Annotated in this window: 10 protein-coding genes and 1 pseudogene; 9 read left to right on the top strand and 2 right to left on the bottom strand. The window is 35.5% G+C overall.

Annotation, left to right across the window (positions count from 1 at the left end; genetic code table 11):
* The first annotated feature begins 418 nt into the window (after positions 1–418).
* Together NSQ59_RS01495 and NSQ59_RS01490 are read left to right on the top strand one after the other, a co-directional pair.
* Entirely contained in the window at positions 419–5,710 is a 5,292-nt protein-coding gene (locus NSQ59_RS01495) for a DNRLRE domain-containing protein (protein ID WP_340828745.1), read from the top strand.
* The gene (locus tag NSQ59_RS01490; RefSeq protein ID WP_340828743.1) at positions 5,707–7,401 is read left to right on the top strand and encodes an RHS repeat domain-containing protein; all 1,695 of its coding nucleotides are present in this window, start codon (positions 5,707–5,709) and stop codon (positions 7,399–7,401) included. The genes NSQ59_RS01495 and NSQ59_RS01490 overlap by 4 nt, the downstream gene beginning before the upstream one ends.
* On the opposite strand, the gene istB is transcribed toward NSQ59_RS01490, so the two are convergent.
* Together istB and istA are read right to left on the bottom strand one after the other, a co-directional pair.
* Positions 7,398–8,135 (bottom strand): IS21-like element helper ATPase IstB, encoded by a 738-nt coding sequence (gene istB / locus NSQ59_RS01485; protein ID WP_445669191.1) that lies wholly within the window; start codon positions 8,133–8,135, stop codon positions 7,398–7,400. The genes NSQ59_RS01490 and istB overlap by 4 nt on opposite strands.
* On the bottom strand, positions 8,135–9,634 hold the full coding sequence (gene istA / locus NSQ59_RS01480; RefSeq protein WP_340828741.1) for an IS21 family transposase: 1,500 nt from the start codon (positions 9,632–9,634) through the stop codon (positions 8,135–8,137). The genes istB and istA overlap by 1 nt, the downstream gene beginning before the upstream one ends.
* 198 nt (positions 9,635–9,832) lie before the next feature.
* Here istA and imm40 point away from each other — a divergent pair, with 198 nt between their 5' ends.
* The 7 genes and pseudogenes from imm40 (at position 9,833) to NSQ59_RS01440 (ending at position 16,559) form a co-directional block, all read left to right on the top strand.
* Positions 9,833–10,186 (top strand): Imm40 family immunity protein, encoded by a 354-nt coding sequence (imm40, locus tag NSQ59_RS01475; RefSeq protein ID WP_340828740.1) that lies wholly within the window; start codon positions 9,833–9,835, stop codon positions 10,184–10,186.
* Between the two features lie 651 nt (positions 10,187–10,837).
* The gene (locus tag NSQ59_RS01465; protein WP_445669190.1) at positions 10,838–12,637 is read left to right on the top strand and encodes an RHS repeat domain-containing protein; all 1,800 of its coding nucleotides are present in this window, start codon (positions 10,838–10,840) and stop codon (positions 12,635–12,637) included.
* A gap of 14 nt (positions 12,638–12,651) precedes the next feature.
* Positions 12,652–13,128: a WapI family immunity protein gene (locus NSQ59_RS01460; RefSeq protein WP_340828738.1), complete on the top strand. Its 477-nt coding sequence runs from the start codon at positions 12,652–12,654 to the stop codon at positions 13,126–13,128.
* A gap of 488 nt (positions 13,129–13,616) precedes the next feature.
* Positions 13,617–14,168 (top strand): annotated as a pseudogene (locus tag NSQ59_RS01455) (RHS repeat domain-containing protein); the annotation flags it as partial.
* Between the two features lie 57 nt (positions 14,169–14,225).
* Positions 14,226–14,486 carry a putative toxin gene (locus tag NSQ59_RS27870; RefSeq protein WP_445669226.1) on the top strand — a complete coding sequence of 87 codons (261 nt, stop codon included), beginning with the start codon at positions 14,226–14,228 and terminating at the stop codon, positions 14,484–14,486.
* A gap of 13 nt (positions 14,487–14,499) precedes the next feature.
* Positions 14,500–15,243, top strand: a complete 744-nt coding sequence (locus NSQ59_RS01445) for a hypothetical protein (protein WP_340828737.1) — start codon at positions 14,500–14,502, stop codon at positions 15,241–15,243.
* Between the two features lie 743 nt (positions 15,244–15,986).
* Positions 15,987–16,559, top strand: a complete 573-nt coding sequence (locus NSQ59_RS01440; RefSeq protein WP_340828736.1) for a hypothetical protein — start codon at positions 15,987–15,989, stop codon at positions 16,557–16,559.
* The last annotated feature ends 1,248 nt before the right edge of the window (positions 16,560–17,807 follow it).

Below are 17,807 nucleotides of genomic sequence, written 5' to 3'. Positions count from 1 at the left end.
TCAAACATTTTAACATTTTTATACGCTAAGAATGCAAGAATGATAAAACATTAGTTTTTCAAAAAGTAAGCTTTATGACATTACTGAAATTGTTCAAAATTGCCGTGTCAAATAGTTCCTTTTTTTAATATGACATATAACACTTTAGAATTATACATTTTGAAACAGTGATGTTCGGCTTAGAGTATGGAAAATGTACTTTTTATGCTTCTAAAGATGCTTAGCGTATATTTTCGTCAAAATGTTGGCGGTTCCCCGTAAATTGTGGATTATGTTTATTAATACATAATAAATTTTTCATATTAATGAAAAATCACCCAAATATGGATGTAAAAATCTGTATTTCATACTTTGGACATAATTTATAATCAAAATGCAAGGCTTGGTGGTCTTAGCAAACAATGGAAGGAAGAAAGGAATGAAAACAAAACTGAAAAATGGGTTAATTGTATTATTAACCTTATTAGTCGTATTCGGTAGTATACCTATATCGGGGTTAGCGGAAACAACCGATGGGGATTCTCCGAGTAAAGATGTTCAAGGAGTCACCACTACCCAATCAACTCCTCCTGAACTAGAAAAAGGGGAGGTGGTGAGTGAAAGAACGGCCAATACAAGAGTCTTTTATGATGGTAATGGTAAGTTTACTAAGCAAATTTTCTTTGAGCCAATTTATAAAAAAAATAAGGCGAAGAAATGGGAAGAAATTTCATCAACTATTGATGAAACAACAAATAATCAACTTCAAACCGAAAATGCTTTACTTACCTCTACCTTTAATGAAAAAATGACAAATGGCGAGTATGCCACGTTTAATTTCGATGGGAATGTAGTTCATTATTCCCTTCTCGATGCCTCAGGTGAAAACGGGAGTATATCTCCTAATGATGTATCAGCAGAATTTACTGAAAATACAAATAAAATTGTACATCCAAATGTATTTCCGGGTATCGACCTTAGAAATATAACATTCAATCAAAATATTAAAGAAGATCTGATACTACATAAATATAATGGGTATCATCTTTTCAAATTTAAACTGCAAACGAATTTACAAGCAGAACCACAAAAGGACAGAACCATTAGGTTTATTGACTCTGAACAAAAAACAGTATTTGAATTGCCAAAACCTTTTATGACCGATTCCAATTATGATGAACATTCTGGGGAAGCAGCACGTTCAGATGATGTGTCATATGATATTCAAAAGGTGGATGATGGTTACATATTAACAGTAGATGCAAATGATGATTGGCTTAAATCTTCCGATAGGGTATACCCTGTTTATCTAGATCCAACTACATCTATTAACACAGCCTCTGACACCTTTGTCATGAGTGCTTATCCTACTACGAATTACAGTTCTACTTCCAGTAAGTGGGATGAAGGGTTAGGGAAATATATTTTAAAAGTAGGCTATTATGATAGTACTACGGGAACAAACTATGCTTTCTTAAAACAAGAACTATCAAGCTTAAATAATATGAATATTAGTAGTGCTAGCTTTAATGTATATGTGGCACATTCTTATTCAAGTACTGCAACTGGCTTATGGTTGGATAAGAATAATTCCTCTTGGTCACCCAGTTCCGTAACATGGAACGATAAACCATCCTCTACTAACCTTGATAAGGTGGATGTAGCCAAAGGACAATGGGCTAAGTTTGATGTCACTAGTACAGTGTCCAGTTGGATAAAAGGAACCAGTCCAAATTATGGTTTTAAACTACATACGAATGGAAATGGGCAAACCTACTGGAAGAAGGTAGTATCCGCTAGCAACTCTACGGATAAACCTTATTTATCTATAGATTATACGATTCCAACACCAAATGCACCTACAGGAAAAGCATATAGTAATGGTGATGGAACAGGTTATGTCGATTTGCATTGGGAGCAAGCTACTGGTGCAACTGGGTACAAAGTTTGGATTTATGATGGAAAGAATTATCGTTCTATTAATGTTGGGAAAGTAACATCCTGGTCAACTAAAGACCAAAAAATATGGCCCACCCCGGATGAAGTGAAAAATGGTCAATATACTTTATATACGGATGATAAGTTAGCTAATAGATTAGGGGGAGATTTAGCAATTGATCCTTCGCCTGTCTATGCGAAGTCCGGAGGAGATTATCCAACTAATACTAATTATTGGTTTAGGGTAAGTGCAACATACCCGCAAGGGGAAAGTGATCCTTCTTCCTATTATAAGCCAACATTACCGAATTTGAAGGTCCCAGATGCACTATCCGGTAAAAGTTTTTCTAACGGGGACGGAACTGGTTATGTGGATTTAAGTTGGTCACCTGTTACAGGAGCAAAAGGGTATAAGGTCTGGATATTTAACGGGAGCGATTATCAATCTGTTGATGTTGATAACGTGACTTCATGGTCGACAAAAGGGCAAAAAATATGGCCTGCTGACTCAGAAATCAAAAACGGTGGTTTCACCCTTCATACTGAAAAAAATCAAAGTGATAGAACAGGGACGGAATTTCCAGTTAATCCATCCTCCGTATACAAAAATGCAAAAGGAGGATACGAAACCGCCACGAATTATTGGTTCAAAGTAAGTGCTTATAATGATCTGGGCGAGACCATTAACTCCACTTTTGTGAAACCAAGAATTCCAGATTTAATGATTCCAACACATTTTTCAGGAACTGCTGAAAGTAATTTAGAGGGTAAGAATACAGGCTATATTAGTGTCCACTGGGACGCAGTAACAGGTGCTAAAGGCTATAAAGTCTGGATTTTTAATGGACAAAACTATCAATCGTTTGATGCAAAGGATTCCTTAACATGGACAACGCAAAACAAAGGTATTTGGCCAACCCAATCGGAGATTATTAATAAGAGATATCAACTCCATGATGATGGAAAAGGAGCAGATTTGCCGCTGGATCCATCTCCAGTGTATCGAAATTCCGGAGGAGCATACACAACCAATACGAATTATTGGGTAAAAGTAAGTGCATATAATGATCAGGGAGAAACTATCCAATCTTCTTTTATTAAACCTACCATTGGTGCTCCGTCTGCGTTGTTAGGAAAGGAAGATTATTGGTCTATTATTGATGTTCCTTATGGTAGTGTTAACGCGGCAAATTGTAATTTAATCATCGATGAAGATGATATTTCCATAAGTGGATTAGGCGCAGGTCTAAGCTTATCCAGAACCTATAATAGTTTATCCACCACGGATGGTATTTTTGGATTAGGTTGGCATTCGGATGCCGAGATGAGTGTAACGGCTGACCCTGATGGAAAACATATAAATTACATGGATGAGGACGGTACGTTACATGCTTTTACATTGAACAGTGATAAAACGTATGATCCTCCAGCCGGCGTTTATCTTTCGCTTGAAAAAACGACGGACTATTATAGTTTAACCAGTACCGATCAAACGAAATATTACTTTGATGTAAATACTGGTAAACTATTAAAAATAGAAGATGGATATCAAACTAAAACAAGCTATGATTATAATGACCAGAATCAGTTAACCACTATAACGGATGCATCAGGTCGAAAGTTAGTCTTTCATTATAATAATGATGGTAGAGTAAGTTCGATTGATTTAGAAAATAGTGAAAAACATAATCGAACCATTTCTTACCATTATAAGGAAGATTTACTTACCAGCGTTGTTCAAACAGATGGTTCTGTTACAACCTATGACTATAATACAGATTACAAATTAGAAAAAGTATATGAACCCAATCATACAGATAAAAATCCAGTAGTAGACCAATTTTTCTATTATCCTGATAATAATAAACTAAAAGAAGTAATCGATGCTCAAAATCATAAGTACGAACTTTCGTATGATAAGGCACAGAATCAATTATTATTTACGACACCTACTGGCAAAAAAACATTATACACTTATAATGATGCAGCCAATCCTTCCGCCATGATCGTGGATCCGGATCATTTGAAAATTACCTCCAGTTACGTGTATGAAGGAAATAATCTAATTGAATCATACGATCCTGAAGATCAAGGAAATTCTGCGACTGAAAGTTATCAATACGATAAAAATGGTAATGTACTAACAGCGAAAGATAGTTATGGTTCTGAATCGTTTAGTTATAATGATAACAACGATGTAAAAAGTTCCATAGATACAGAAAATCAAAAGACAACCTATGCATATGACGGTTTGAATCCCGTATCGGAAACAGATGGTAAAGATAATAGCTCCTTGGTATCTCAATTTGATACACATGGGAATGAAACGGAATCAAGCGATTCTTTAGGGGCAGCGACCAATCTTATTTTAAATAGGGGCATTTCTGGGTATATCAAAAGATCCGTAAATGATAATGGATCCATTAGTGAAACAAATTTTACTCAAGAGTCCGATCGTGCTGATGCAATCTCAGGCTCTATTGCCATAAACTTAAATAGTGAATCCTCGTCGGGAGATTCGACTCTTGGATATATTGCAGCAACCCAAGATATTGATGTGAAGCCGAATACTCCTTATACATTAAGTAGTAAAATTACAACAAAGTTGAGTCAATCTAGTGCTTTCTTAAATATCAGGTATTTAGATTCAAATAATAATCCTATCACTTATGTAGATTCAAAAGGGAATACCACCAGTTGGTTTGATAATCGCTTTAGTGAATTATCTGGTTCAACCCCCTGGACTCAAAGGCAGCTAACCTTCATTACGCCGAGTAATACAGCAAAGGTAAGAATCTATTTAGAAGTGGATCATCATGATCCCACCGCAAAAGGGGAAGCATGGTTTGATTCGGTTCAATTAGAACAATCCAATGTATCGTCAAGCTATAACCCGATCATAAATAGTAGCTTTGAAGCTTCCTTGGATAGTTGGACCGGAACAGGAGGTACGATTGATTCAGAGCCGTTTGATGGGGAACATTCACTTAAGATGACTAGTTCTTCTACCTACACGCAAAGTATCTCTCTTAACCAAAGGTTAAACGATACTCCGGTTCCCTTTACCTTAACAGGGCTCTCGAAGGCAGAGGATGTGAGTGGAACGGGAAAATATTCGATATCCGCGTTCATTCATTATACGGACGGTAGTACGGATACAAAAGAAGCGAAATTCCCAACGGGTACACAAGAGTGGAATCGTTCTGCGGTCACCATTCCTGCCACAAAGCCAATAAAAAGTATAGATGTTACATTATCCTTCAGCGGTTATAAAGGAACGGTTTGGTTTGACGCCATTCGTTTCATTCAAGGTAGTATTATTACAAAATATGAGTATGATCCGTATGGAAATAATACAAAACAAGTGGATGAAATGGGGAATATAACCAAGAGAGAGTATGATTCGTTTAATAACCTATTGAGTGAAACAGATGCAAAAGGAAATGTAAAATCTTATCGTTATGATGAGGCTGATCGTCTTAAGTCGGTAACCTTAGTAAACGGTACGGTTATATCCTATGACTATGATAAAAACGGTAATATTACTTCTAAAGAGGTAAAAGATCCGCGGGATGTACTAGAGGCCTATTCCTATCATTACAGTCCTACGGGTAAAGTAGAAAAAACGACTGGACCTTTACAAGATGTAATGCAAAATGATTACGATGAGGATGGAAATTTAGTCAAGACCACTCTTCCGAATGGCAATATCATGGAATCTAAGTACGATGAAGCTGGGCGAGTGAGTTCCGTTTCCTATAACGGCAAAGAAAGCTTTGCACATATGATTTGAATGGAAATGAGAAGACAGTTACAAATAAGGAAACAGGAGAAGTAAAATCAAAGACTTTCGATAAAGCTAATCGTATGACATCTCTAGTCGATCGTGGAGGAACACAAAGCTGGAAATATCCACTAAACTCAGATAAATTAACTTCCTTCACCTTTACACAAGGAGATTTTTCTCAAAGTAATACATTCGAATATAATCCATCTGATGAAAATACCAATGTTAAAGACGGAAGCAATACCTATAAATTTGATTACGATGAAAGAGGCCATATCAGAACCTTTACTTCTGGGGACAATTCAGGAGCCACTTACAACTATGATGACCGAGGTTTACTGAAGGATCTCACCATTGGTATTTCTAATGGAGATACTATTTTGTCAGAGTCTTATGATTATGACGCGAATGGAAATAGAATAGCCATACATTACCCAGATAAGCAAACGGTAATGTATGACTATGATGGTCTAAACGAATTGACAAATGTAGTCTTAAAAGACGGAACCACCTTTACGTATGGTTATGATGGATTTGGAAACCGAACACAAGTAAAGAAAGTCACAGCAGATGGACAAACTTCCATTATTGACGCGAAATACAATAGCGAAAATGAAATAACTCAATACGGAGATGAATCCATTAAGTATGATGCGAATGGAAATCGTATAGAAGATGGAAAGTATAGTTATGAGTGGAATGAAAAGGACCAGCTTGTATCCATCATCAAAAAAGGAGAGAACACTCCATTTGTAACATATAGCTATGATGAAGATGGAAAGAGAATCCAAAAAAATGTCAATGGAACCGTTACGAATTATCATTATGATGGAGATGGCATTAACGTTCTATATGAAACGGATGCCCAAAACAATGTTGTGCGATCCTATACGTATTCAGCAAATGGACAGCTCCTTTCCATGAAAAAAGGAAGTAAAACATACTTCTATCATTTTAATGCGCATGGTGATGTCGTTTCCATTACTGATTCTTCCGGCTCTATCGTCGCAACTTATGATTATGATGCTTGGGGAAATCCAACAAAGGTGGAAGAAAAAGATGAAGTAAAAGACAATCCTTTCCGTTATGCAGGGTATCAATATGATCAAGAAACTGGCTTGTATTATCTACTTGCCCGTTACTATCAGCCACAACAGGGAGTATTCTTATCATTAGATCCAAGCCCTGGACAAGATAATGATTTTATTACCCAAAATGGTTATACTTATGCAGGTAATAATCCAATAAAATATATTGATCCCGATGGAAGCATGTTTAGGTCTATAGAAGAGGAAGGTCTTGAATCTGGATCGATTGCTGACGGACAATACCGAATGGGTAGGGGGGGAGCTGCTGCTGGAGGAAGGTCATATTCGAGTAGGACTACTCCTAAGGGTATAAATAAAACTAATCCATTAGCAAAAATCAAATATACTGATAAAGTAAAAAGTCAAATGTCAAAAGGCGATTATCATAGTTTCCCGCGAAGTGTAGAAGCATTCGGTAAGAATGGAAAAACAACCAAATTTAAGGGTGGAGATGGTGTAACTAGGACAAAAGTAGAGATAAAGGGAAGTTATAAAGGGAAAAAAGGAGTATTTGAATTTATTATTGAACCGGATTGTTTTTTGCAAGCAGAAAGTGCAGAAAAATGCAGCGAAATTTACATAGGCTTGCAGCGGTTTGTTTTACATTAAATTTCATCCAATGTTTTTACCGATGAAAGAGCATTTTTTAACCTATAACTTTCTCCCGTAAACGCTATTACGTGGGCATGATGTACTAATCGGTCCACAAGGGCTGATGTTAGGCGGTTATCTCCAAAAACCCGGTTCCATTGACCGAATTCTAGGTTAGAGGTTACTATCACGCTCTTGTGTTCATAACAGTCTGCGATAATATGAAACAATAATTCAGAGCCTTCTTTTTGAAAAGGGACGTATCCCAATTCGTCCAATATAAGTAGGTCGCACTTTTCGATTTGACGTTTTAACCTGTGTAAAGTGCCTAATTTCATTGCTTCTTCTAATTGTCCTACTAAATCAGCTACCCGAAAGAAACGGACTTCATATCCCATTTCACAGGCCTTAACACCTAAAGCCGTTGCTAAATGTGTTTTCCCCGTACCCGGTGTCCCCATAAGTAGTAGGTTCTGTTTTTCCTTAATAAAACGAAGGTCACAAATTTCCTCTTTCGAGGTTGTGGCTGGTAAATGTAGCTGCTCATCCCATTCATAGCCATTAAGCCATTTAAGTTCCCTAAATTTAGCCTTTTTTATTAGTCTAGCTATCTTTGTTGTCTGCCTAGAATTGACTTCAATTAATAGAACATCACGTAAATACTGTTCTTTACTTTCAAAAGGGATATCCTCAAACTCTTCGATAATATGGGCTAAGTGAAGTGTTTTGCAAATTGCCTTCAAGTCGGCCATCAGGAAACACCTCCTTCCAGAGAAGGACAAAGCATTTTATCATAAGTATTCAAATCGGTTTCATAGTTAAGCAAAATCTTAGGCGTATGTACCTCGTTTAATTTTTCCGGATAGGATGCTTTTTTTGCTTCTAAAATAAAATCAAGTTCATGTGGATCCCTCTCAAAACGTTCTTCTTTTTCCAAAGCCATATGAATATCATTCAGAGTATGTTTTTCTAATAATTTTTTTACCCCCTTGACCCGGGATCTGGTCTCTTCTGATCGTATCGTCAAATACGTTTGAACTCTTTCCGGCAAATACTTAAAAAAGCGTGAATACCTCACGGACCGCGGTTTCTTCTCCCAATCTATTAAAATATCATTCCATGGAATCGCTCTTGTGGCATTCATATAAGGGCGGTTTTCTTGATAAACAATTTCTCCGTCATTCGTAAAACAGGTAAATCGATCCCATTCCATTTTAAGGACTAACGCCTGTTTCATTCTCGCTTTGTGGAGAACAAATTTCTCACCGTCAACTTCAATTTCCCCGTATTTATTAACCTTAGCGGATTTTACCGAATAAATCGGAAAATCAGTTAAAGGAAGGGCTTTCAATTGCTTTTTATCCTCTTCCCAAAGCTCATCAATCATCACATTTTTTTCATAGTGGGGACGTTGCCGGTCCTTTTCCATTTCTTCCTTCATCCAGTCTGCTAATTGTGGAAAACTCTCCATAATCGGTGCTGTTGTAAACAGGTTATTCCTTGTATATCCGACCTTCTTTTCTACATTTCCTTTCTCATGTCCACTTGCCGGATTACAAGGCTGTACTTCAAAGCCGTAATGGCATTTAAATCTCAGAAAGGCGTCAGTATAGGTCCTTCTGTCCCCTTTGCCAATAGAAACAACCACCGCGGCTAGGTTATCTATACGCAAATATGTAGGTACTCCTCCTGATTGATGGAACAGCTGCTTTAACCCCTCTAAGAAACACTCGGTATTTTCGCCAGGAAGAGGATAACCAAATCCAGCATTACTGTGTGGAAAGCTCAGGATTAGAGCTTTGATATCTTTATAGGCTCCATCTTTTACTACAGTCATGTTTCCAAAGTCCACCTGCGCTTCACCTGGAGGGTGTTCTAAACGTTCATGTCTTTCAATCCTAGCTGCTTTGAGTTGTGGCTTTCGGTTCTGGATATATTCGCATACGGTCCGATAGGACCCTTTAAAACTATGGTTATCTCTAAGATCTTCATAGATCTTCTTGCTAGTTCTCCGTTCTTTTCTTTTGAGTTTCATGTCCTCCTCTAGCCAATCATCAACAATTTCCCCGAAACCTTCTTCGTACATCATTCCTTTTTTACTGAACTTTAGTGTCTCTTCAAATCTTTCTCCATCAGCGTATTTCTTAACCGTCCTCCAATTACAACCAGTTTTTCTTGTAATTTCATTTATTGATAAGTCTTCTTCTTCTCTTAAGTGTTTGATATAATCTACTTTAGGCATTGCTAGCATCCTTTCATTTCCTCCCCACTGTTGTGATCTCTCAATCAATACAGTAGGGGATAATTTTGGGGCTGGCAAGCCTATTTTTATGCAGTTAAGTTCTGCATAAATTCCCTGCAAACCTCTGTACTTTTATTTTGCAATAAACACCGGATGGAGTTACCTGTAACCATAGGCTATTTAAACCTTTCAAATAGGAGTGAAAAAATGAGTTATTTAATTCAGTTACCTAATACCATCAAAAGTTTAGCAATATCTCTCGATGAACTTGGAATTACTGACTTAGCATGGAAGTGGGGGGATGTACAACATGTAATTGAATTTTTAAAGCAAAATGATTTTGCAATCCTTGGAGGTGATGTATACATTATTGAAAATAACCAAATAAATACTACTTATGATAGTTGGTATATTAATAGAGGACCAGGGGAATCATGGTACGATTATATAAATGAATGTGAAAAAAAAACTATAGAGTATATTAATGAATATCATTTTAAAAACGGTGATAATTACTGTTATTCCCTTGTATATAATAAAGAGGTAGGGTCTTTTAATTAATAAAACTTCTTATCTTAGGATAATCAATATAAAGGCACTTCCATTAAAAATTTAAAGGTTTAAATTATAATACCCTTGATTGGCTATATGCCTTTCAAGGTTTTTTAGTTTTGAAAATTTGGTAAAGTAAGCCCAAAAATAGCTGATGTTATTGCTATATGTACTAAAAAAATTATTTGGAGTCATACAATGCAAAAATATTAAGGAAACTATCTAATCGTGGTATAAAAGGAAATAGAAATTGAGGTACTTAAACTAAAATAAGTTTTTTGACGGTTTTATCTTTTCGAAAATGATTTAATTGGTGTGAGATAGTGGATAGAATAAAACCGAAAACATGAAACAAAAGTAAAAAATATGGATAATGCAATTAAACAGCTAGGAAATATTTTGCCAAACTAAACACCTCCACCAATGATCATTGGGAAACGGAAAACTGGGAATATCATAACCCCGAAACAAAAAATAAGCAGAAGATTACGGTACGTATGACAAATAACCGTATTTCATGATGTGGTAATGGCCAATTCCTATCATTACAGTCCTACGGGTAAAGTAGAAAAAACGACTGGACCTTTACAAGATGTAACGTAAAATGATTACGATGAGGATGGAAATTTAGTCAAGACCACTCTTCCGAATGGCAATATAATGGAATCTAAGTACGATGAAGCTGGGCGAGTGAGTTCCGTTTCCTATAACGGCAAAGAAAGCTTTGAATTTTCATATGATTTGAATGGAAATGAAGAGAAAGTCACAAATATCGGAACAGGAGAAGTAAAATCAAGGACTTTCGATAAAGCAAAAAATAGGATGACTTCTCTAGTGGATCGTGGAGGAACACAAAGCTGGGAATATCCACCAAACTCGGATAAATTAACTTCCTTCACCTTTACACAAGGAGATTTTTCTCAAAAGAATACATTCGAATATAATCCATCTGATGAAAATACCAATGTTAAAGACGGAAGCAATACCTATAAATTTGATTACGATGAAAGAGGCCATATCAGAACCTTTACTTCTGGGGACAATTCAGGAGCCACTTACAACTATGATGACCGAGGTTTACTGAAGGATCTCACCATTGGTATTTCTAATGGAGATACTATTTTGTCAGAGTCTTATGATTATGACGCGAATGGAAATAGAATAGCCATACATTACCCAGATAAGCAAACGGTAATGTATGACTATGATGGTCTAAACGAATTGACAAATGTAGTCTTAAAAGACGGAACCACCTTTACGTATGGTTATGATGGATTTGGAAACCGAACACAAGTAAAGAAAGTCACAGCAGATGGACAAACTTCCATTATTGACGCGAAATACAATAGCGAAAATGAAATAACTCAATACGGAGATGAATCCATTAAGTATGATGCGAATGGAAATCGGATAGAAGATGGAAAGTTTAGTTATGAGTGGAATGAAAAAGACCAACTTGTATCCATTACCAAAAAAGGGGAGAACACTCCATTTGTAACATATAGCTATGATGAGGATGGAAAGAGAATCCAAAAAAGTGTCAATGGAACCGTTACGAATTATCATTATGATGGTGACGGAATAAATGTCCTTTATGAAACAGACCAGCAAAACCATGTGATTCGTTCCTATACCTATTCGGCAGATGGACAGCTGCTTTCTATGAAAAAAGACGGAAAATCCTATTTCTACCACTTCAATGGTCACGGAGATGTCATTGCTTTAACGGACTCAGAGGGTGCTGTCGTTACGAAATATGAATACGATGAATGGGGAAATTCAATCAATATTGAAGAAAAGGATGAAGTAAAAGACAATCCCTTCCGTTATGCAGGGTATCAATATGATCAAGAAACTGGTTTGTATTATCTAATTGCTCGTTATTATCAGCCACAACAAGGTGTGTTTTTATCTGTCGATCCTGATTCTGGCGATTTAGATAATCCTCTTTCACAAAACGGTTATAGTTATGTTGAAAATAATCCGATTCACTTTTCAGACCCAAGTGGAGATGTGAAAAGAAACATAGAACAATTAGGTGAAGACTCTGGAAGTGGTAATATAGGTATTGGTGGAGGAGCAGGAATTGCATTCGGTATAGGAAGAGGCATAGGAAAAGGCATATCTCTGGCTAAAAAAGAGTTCAAAGCTATTAAGAGGGCAATTAAGGGTACGGGTAAAGGTGGTAATAAAACTAAACATGGAGAACAAAGAGCAGCACAACGAGGATTTAGTGAAGGGAAAATAAATGATATAAAACATAATTATTCTCACAAAGTATATCAACCTGGTGGAAGAACAGTTTATGCTAAGAAAAATGGTAATTATTATGACGTGGTAATTACAAATTCAAAAGGAAAAGTAATAACAACGGTCGGAGGTAATACAAGATCATTGAAGACATGGAAAGATGTTACTAAAATGTTAAATAACAATGGTGGTTATAGTTCATTACCATGATTAGAGGTGTATAAATGGCTAATTTGATAAATGAAGAAAAAAATATTTTATTCTCTCTTAGTATTAGGAAAAGTAAATATTTAGACTTTTCCTATGATAGGGAGGATTTCGAGAATTCGATACCGTTTACATTTTCTTTTGATGTTGAAAACGAAAGCTTTTGCTATCCAGAAGAGAAAGGGGCTACACTTACACTTTATGAAATTAGAAAATTACTGTCCTCAATAGAAGATATTGTTAATAAAAAGGGGGCAAATTCTGAAATAGAACGTTTTGAGTTTTCAAGTTCTGAGTGTTACTTTGATTTAATATTCTACGACACGTATGAGCCAAATCTAGTTTATATAGAAGTTTGGATTAATATTGGCTCTTATTCTGATGGTGCTTCATATGGATATGACAAGGGATTTAGATTTGTTGTAAATGTAGATAGATTAAAGAGTTTCAAAAATGAATTGACGCAGCAACTCAATTTACTTGTTAATGATTAAAGTTTAATTAAGAGGATTCTATAAAGAATACTAAGAGTAATGTAATCGATTAACCCTGTTTAAGGAAGCCAGTATATAAATAAACAAGCCACATGTAAATGATGCATACCTTTAGAAAAGTAGCATCGGGCTAATTTTGCCCGATGTCTTGTAACTATATTTTATAGATTACGTCTTTCTCGAAATAATGAATAGACAAAATCCTGAATGTCTCGATAAATTATATTTTGAGGATTATATGCTAAACCAAGAACATGATGCGTGACTTTTTTGCGACTTCCATTTATAAGTGGAGTGGAAAAAGCATTTAGGTTATCCCGGCAACTAAGCAAGACCTTCAACAAAATGGAATAAATATATAATCATATTAACCTTGATTGGCTACATGCCTTTCAAGGTTTTTCTATTAAAGGGGAAAACGAATTGAAAGATAAATCAGACTGAGGATGCAAACATATTTACGATAGAATAAGTTGAGTATTTGGAGTATTCAGAGAAGAGTCAATGGAACCGTTACGAATTATCATTATGATGGAGATGGCATTAAAGTTCTATATGAAACGGATTCCCAACACAATGTTGTCCAATCCTACACGTATTCAGCAAATGGACAGCTTCTTTCCATGAAAAAAGGAAGTGAAACATACTTCTATCATTTTAATGCGCATGGTGATGTTGTTTGCATAACTGATTCTTCTGGCTCTATCGTCGCAACCTATGATTATGATGCATGGGGAAATCCAATAAATGTTGAAGAAAAGGATGAAGTAAAAGACAATCCTTTCCGTTATGCAGTGTATCAATATGATCAAGAAACTGGATTGTATTATCTAATTGCCCGTTATTATCAGCCACAACAGGGCGTATTTTTATCATTAGATCCAGTGGCTGGTCAAATTAATGATTTACTTGATCAAAATGGATATAATTATGTAAATAACAATCCTATTATGAAGGTTGACACTAACGGGAAAAAGCAAGAGGATATAGGATTCGCTGGAGGACCGGTTAGTTTTGAATTGGGTGAAGGTTTATCCGGAGGTGGTTCTACACGCTATAGAGGCACAGGAAAAGTACCTACGCAACTTACTAGAGGGATGAGATTCGAAGCAGAGGTTCTTAAGCAACGGGGATTGGATAAGAATAGTAAAAAGGTAGGGAAAAGCATTCCAGATAGTTTAACAGGCGGTAGAATAACGGAAATAAAGGATGTAAAATATGTATATAAAAGTAAACAGTTTAGAGACTATATAAGAGATGGGCGACCTATTGACTTAATTGTAAATAAGCATACAAAAATTTCAAAGCCCTTAAGAAGAGCAATTATTAATAGTGGTGGTAGAATTATTCGACATTAAAGGAGAGGAAAATATGTCAAATATGACAGCAATAATCTATACTATTGATCCTATCGGAGAAAAAGATGTTGCTCAAGAATTTTTAAAAATTCTAGAAAAAAATCAGCTGGCTCCTCAAAAAATTGGCTTATACGAACCACTAAAAATAGATTATTCTTTTGAACAAGCTGTTGCGATGTGGACTCAAGAGGAAGATGGTTGTTATGTTGAGGGTATAGGTAAGTCAGGTAAGGCAGGAGGATTATTGGGTAAAAGTAAAAATCCTTTAATTAGTTTTAATATGAATTGGTGGAGGAGCACAAGAAAAGTTTATGTGAATTATATAGATTTATATTTCCCTATAAAAACCTTTAAGGTCTATAAAGAAAATATAGAAAATATCTTTCGCGAAACAATAATTTTAATAAATGGCATTTATGGTTATATAACACATAGCATACCTGAGGAAAGGCAACATGTAACGGGAACAATTGAAAGCAGAATCCCAGGTATATTTTGGTGTAATTATTTTGGAAAGAAGTATATCGATTTTTTTGGTAAAGAAAGAATAACTTCATTTTCGTGGTTTAAAATTGAAACGTTGGAAAACGGGGGAATTATATCTTATTTAGCAAAAGAACCTAATAAAGAACTAATAAAATCAGATGACCTAGAAATGCAGGCAAAAATCCATCTTGGCATTAATTCGTTTGGAGATATTGATGCATTTAAAGCCAACCCTGAAGAAATTCAAATAAAAAATGTTCCAAAGCTGTAGAGATAAATAACAAGGTGGATAATGTTATGAATTTTTGAAATTTGACAATTAATGGAGTGAAAACTAGTTCGGTATAAAAAGGTTAATTGTATAAGGTTATCTGAATACAATTTCAAATACACTTCAATGTGTATACCTAGTTTATGAACGGTTATCTTTTGAGATAGCCGTTATTTTTATCCCCTGTCAAGGGATCGTTCTCAAAGGAATAAACTTTCTGATGAAGAAATAGCAAAAATCGCTGGATTAGGAACGGAAGCATTTAATCAATTAAGGCAGGAAATCGCAATCCGATTATATGGCGAAAATTAATGAATAAATAAAAATGCAATATCTTATTGCTTCATAAATCGTTGTTTTGATAAAATAATAATATATATACTTTTATAAGTATCTCAGCCTATGCAGGATGAGAATTTTTTGAATTAATATGCACTTTACCCAAAGTGATTGAGTTTAATCTGTAATTATTAATGAATTTGAAAAGGAAAATCATTTTTTAAATTCGTTAAAAAAGCAGTAATCAATTATTTTGAGTAGGGTGCATTTTTTAATTCATTACTACTAAAAAAACTAGAAGGGGTGAAAAAATATAAATTATTTAAGAACATAAGTACTCAACTTTAATGTAAATCATCATTTAGTTGTATTTAATGAGTATCCAACTTTAATGTAAATGAAAGTATAATGCATAACCATCCTAAATATTGCTATTTAAGCATTTTTGGGTATCAAACTTTAATGTGAATGAACAGAAAACATTATTAAGTATTTTGTTTGGTGTGATTGGGATTAATGTTTTGGCAACAATGGGATTAGCGATGTTGCCGGTGATTTCCAACACATCCGTAAAATATGGTTTCTGGCTGACTTCCATGTCCATCGTTGGGACGATTTTATCGAGCAGGTTGGAGAAAATGCCTTTAAACCGGGTTCTGCCTTTAACCTCACTGATTTCCGGTACTTCATGGTTACTGGCAATGGTTACCGTCAATCAGTTTATTGTTCCTTATATTTTCTTCGGTCTGGCTTGGTTAGGGATTGGAATCATGGGGATCTACATTCAAACTTTAATTCAAGTCAACTTGCCGGAAGAATACTTAGGAACAGGATTTGCCTTCTTATCATCACTGCTCGGTTCCTTAAGCCCAATTGGATTCTTTTTAGGAGGACTGCTGGGGCAATTAACATCAAGTTATCTCGTACTCTACTTGGCTTGTCTTGGGTACTTCGGTTTCGCCGTTTACTTTTGGGTTCATCCGAAGTTGAGCAGACTAGAGAATGAGTTAAGCAGTCGATTTGAGGAATCAATATAATAACTTATCATCAGAAAGGAATATTATGCACTGGAAAAAGTATTTTATTCTAATGCCTCCCGCTCTCTTGATTGGTTTGATTTTCATACTTTATTTTCACCAGTCAAGTTTGGCTTTTTTAACCATAATAGTTTTTTGGGGAATCTATTATTTATGGGTGTATATAGAAAACAAGAAAAAGTCTAAGGGGAAAATCAAATAAAAAATTTATGAGCTCAGGGATATCCCTGAGCTCATTTTGAACACAAATCAAAATTTCTTGGTCACATCATCCAATTTGAGATGAAAAACAGTATCCTCTTGATAGAAAGAACCCTCGAATTCCCCCACGTCCTTAAGTAAAAGGAAACCGTCCTTTACTACCGGCTTTTCATCCAGTATGACATGGAGTTTCGATATTCCCCGGCTATTTTCGTTAGTATAAGCGACCACCGGCTGTTGAAATAGATATTCTTTATCATTCACTTTTACTTTCAAAAAGTTTTTGTGTAATAGTTTATTTTCACTTTTTACGATATTCATTGGATCAATCAAAGCGGATTTCATATCGCCTTCCAAAACAAGATGATACCCCTTTTTTGCTTCGAATTCTTTAAATTTCGCTTCTTTGCTGTTTTTAACCATTTCCACAATGGTTTTCGTTTCGTCCGAAATGGAAACCTCCTCTATTTGAAGGATTTCGTGACCCACGTGCTTTTTTAATAAATCATATAACGTGTGATTCGACTCAAAAAAACTTTCCTTCCATTCAGGTGAAAGTTCATCCAATAGCAGGCTGAGAAATAAACCAGAACCACAGCAGCTTTTTCTGAGATGTATGCTAGCATCTTCTTTGTTTAATAGATAACCACTATATTTTTCTAGTACTTTCTCATATGGAAGCGAGCTTTTCTCAGCATAAGTTTTTAATTCTATATAATAAGCAGGTCCCTCCACTGTTTCCAGCTTGGTTTCATATTGAATATACTCCCCAATAAGACTTTTTCTTTTTTCCCTCAGTCCAACGAAATTCTGAAGATGTTTTATCCGATCTTCCTCAGTCCCTACTAACGCCTGATAAAGATGAAATCTTTCCTGATTCCTTAATTCCACATTTTCCTCTATCAATAGATAGGATACCCCTAACATTTCGTCCGGAAATCGCTTTTCCCCTTTGACATATTGGAAGCCATGAAATAATTCGTGGGCAAGGATGGAGTATAAGCCTTCTATAGTATCATAGTGTTCTACACAAGCAATGGCGGTTGG

The sequence above is a fragment of the Margalitia sp. FSL K6-0131 genome, assembly GCF_038008735.1.
In the GTDB taxonomy this organism is placed as follows: Bacteria; Bacillota; Bacilli; order Bacillales; family Bacillaceae_C; genus Margalitia; species Margalitia shackletonii.
The sequence above is the reverse complement of the archived record's forward strand: the minus strand, read 5'-3'. Positions and strand labels throughout refer to the sequence as shown.

Bases quoted from the DNA above. Each gene is read 5' to 3' on its own strand.
- imm40 (WP_340828740.1), top strand. From the start codon at position 9,833: ATGAGTTATTTAATTCAGTTACCTAATACCATCAAAAGTTTAGCAATA.
- NSQ59_RS01445 (WP_340828737.1), top strand. From the start codon at position 14,500: ATGTCAAATATGACAGCAATAATCTATACTATTGATCCTATCGGAGAA.
- istA (WP_340828741.1), bottom strand. From the start codon at position 9,634: ATGCTAGCAATGCCTAAAGTAGATTATATCAAACACTTAAGAGAAGAA.
- NSQ59_RS27870 (WP_445669226.1), top strand. From the start codon at position 14,226: ATGAGATTCGAAGCAGAGGTTCTTAAGCAACGGGGATTGGATAAGAAT.
- NSQ59_RS01495 (WP_340828745.1), top strand. From the start codon at position 419: ATGAAAACAAAACTGAAAAATGGGTTAATTGTATTATTAACCTTATTA.
- NSQ59_RS01460 (WP_340828738.1), top strand. From the start codon at position 12,652: ATGGCTAATTTGATAAATGAAGAAAAAAATATTTTATTCTCTCTTAGT.
- istB (WP_445669191.1), bottom strand. From the start codon at position 8,135: ATGGCCGACTTGAAGGCAATTTGCAAAACACTTCACTTAGCCCATATT.
- NSQ59_RS01465 (WP_445669190.1), top strand. From the start codon at position 10,838: ATGGAATCTAAGTACGATGAAGCTGGGCGAGTGAGTTCCGTTTCCTAT.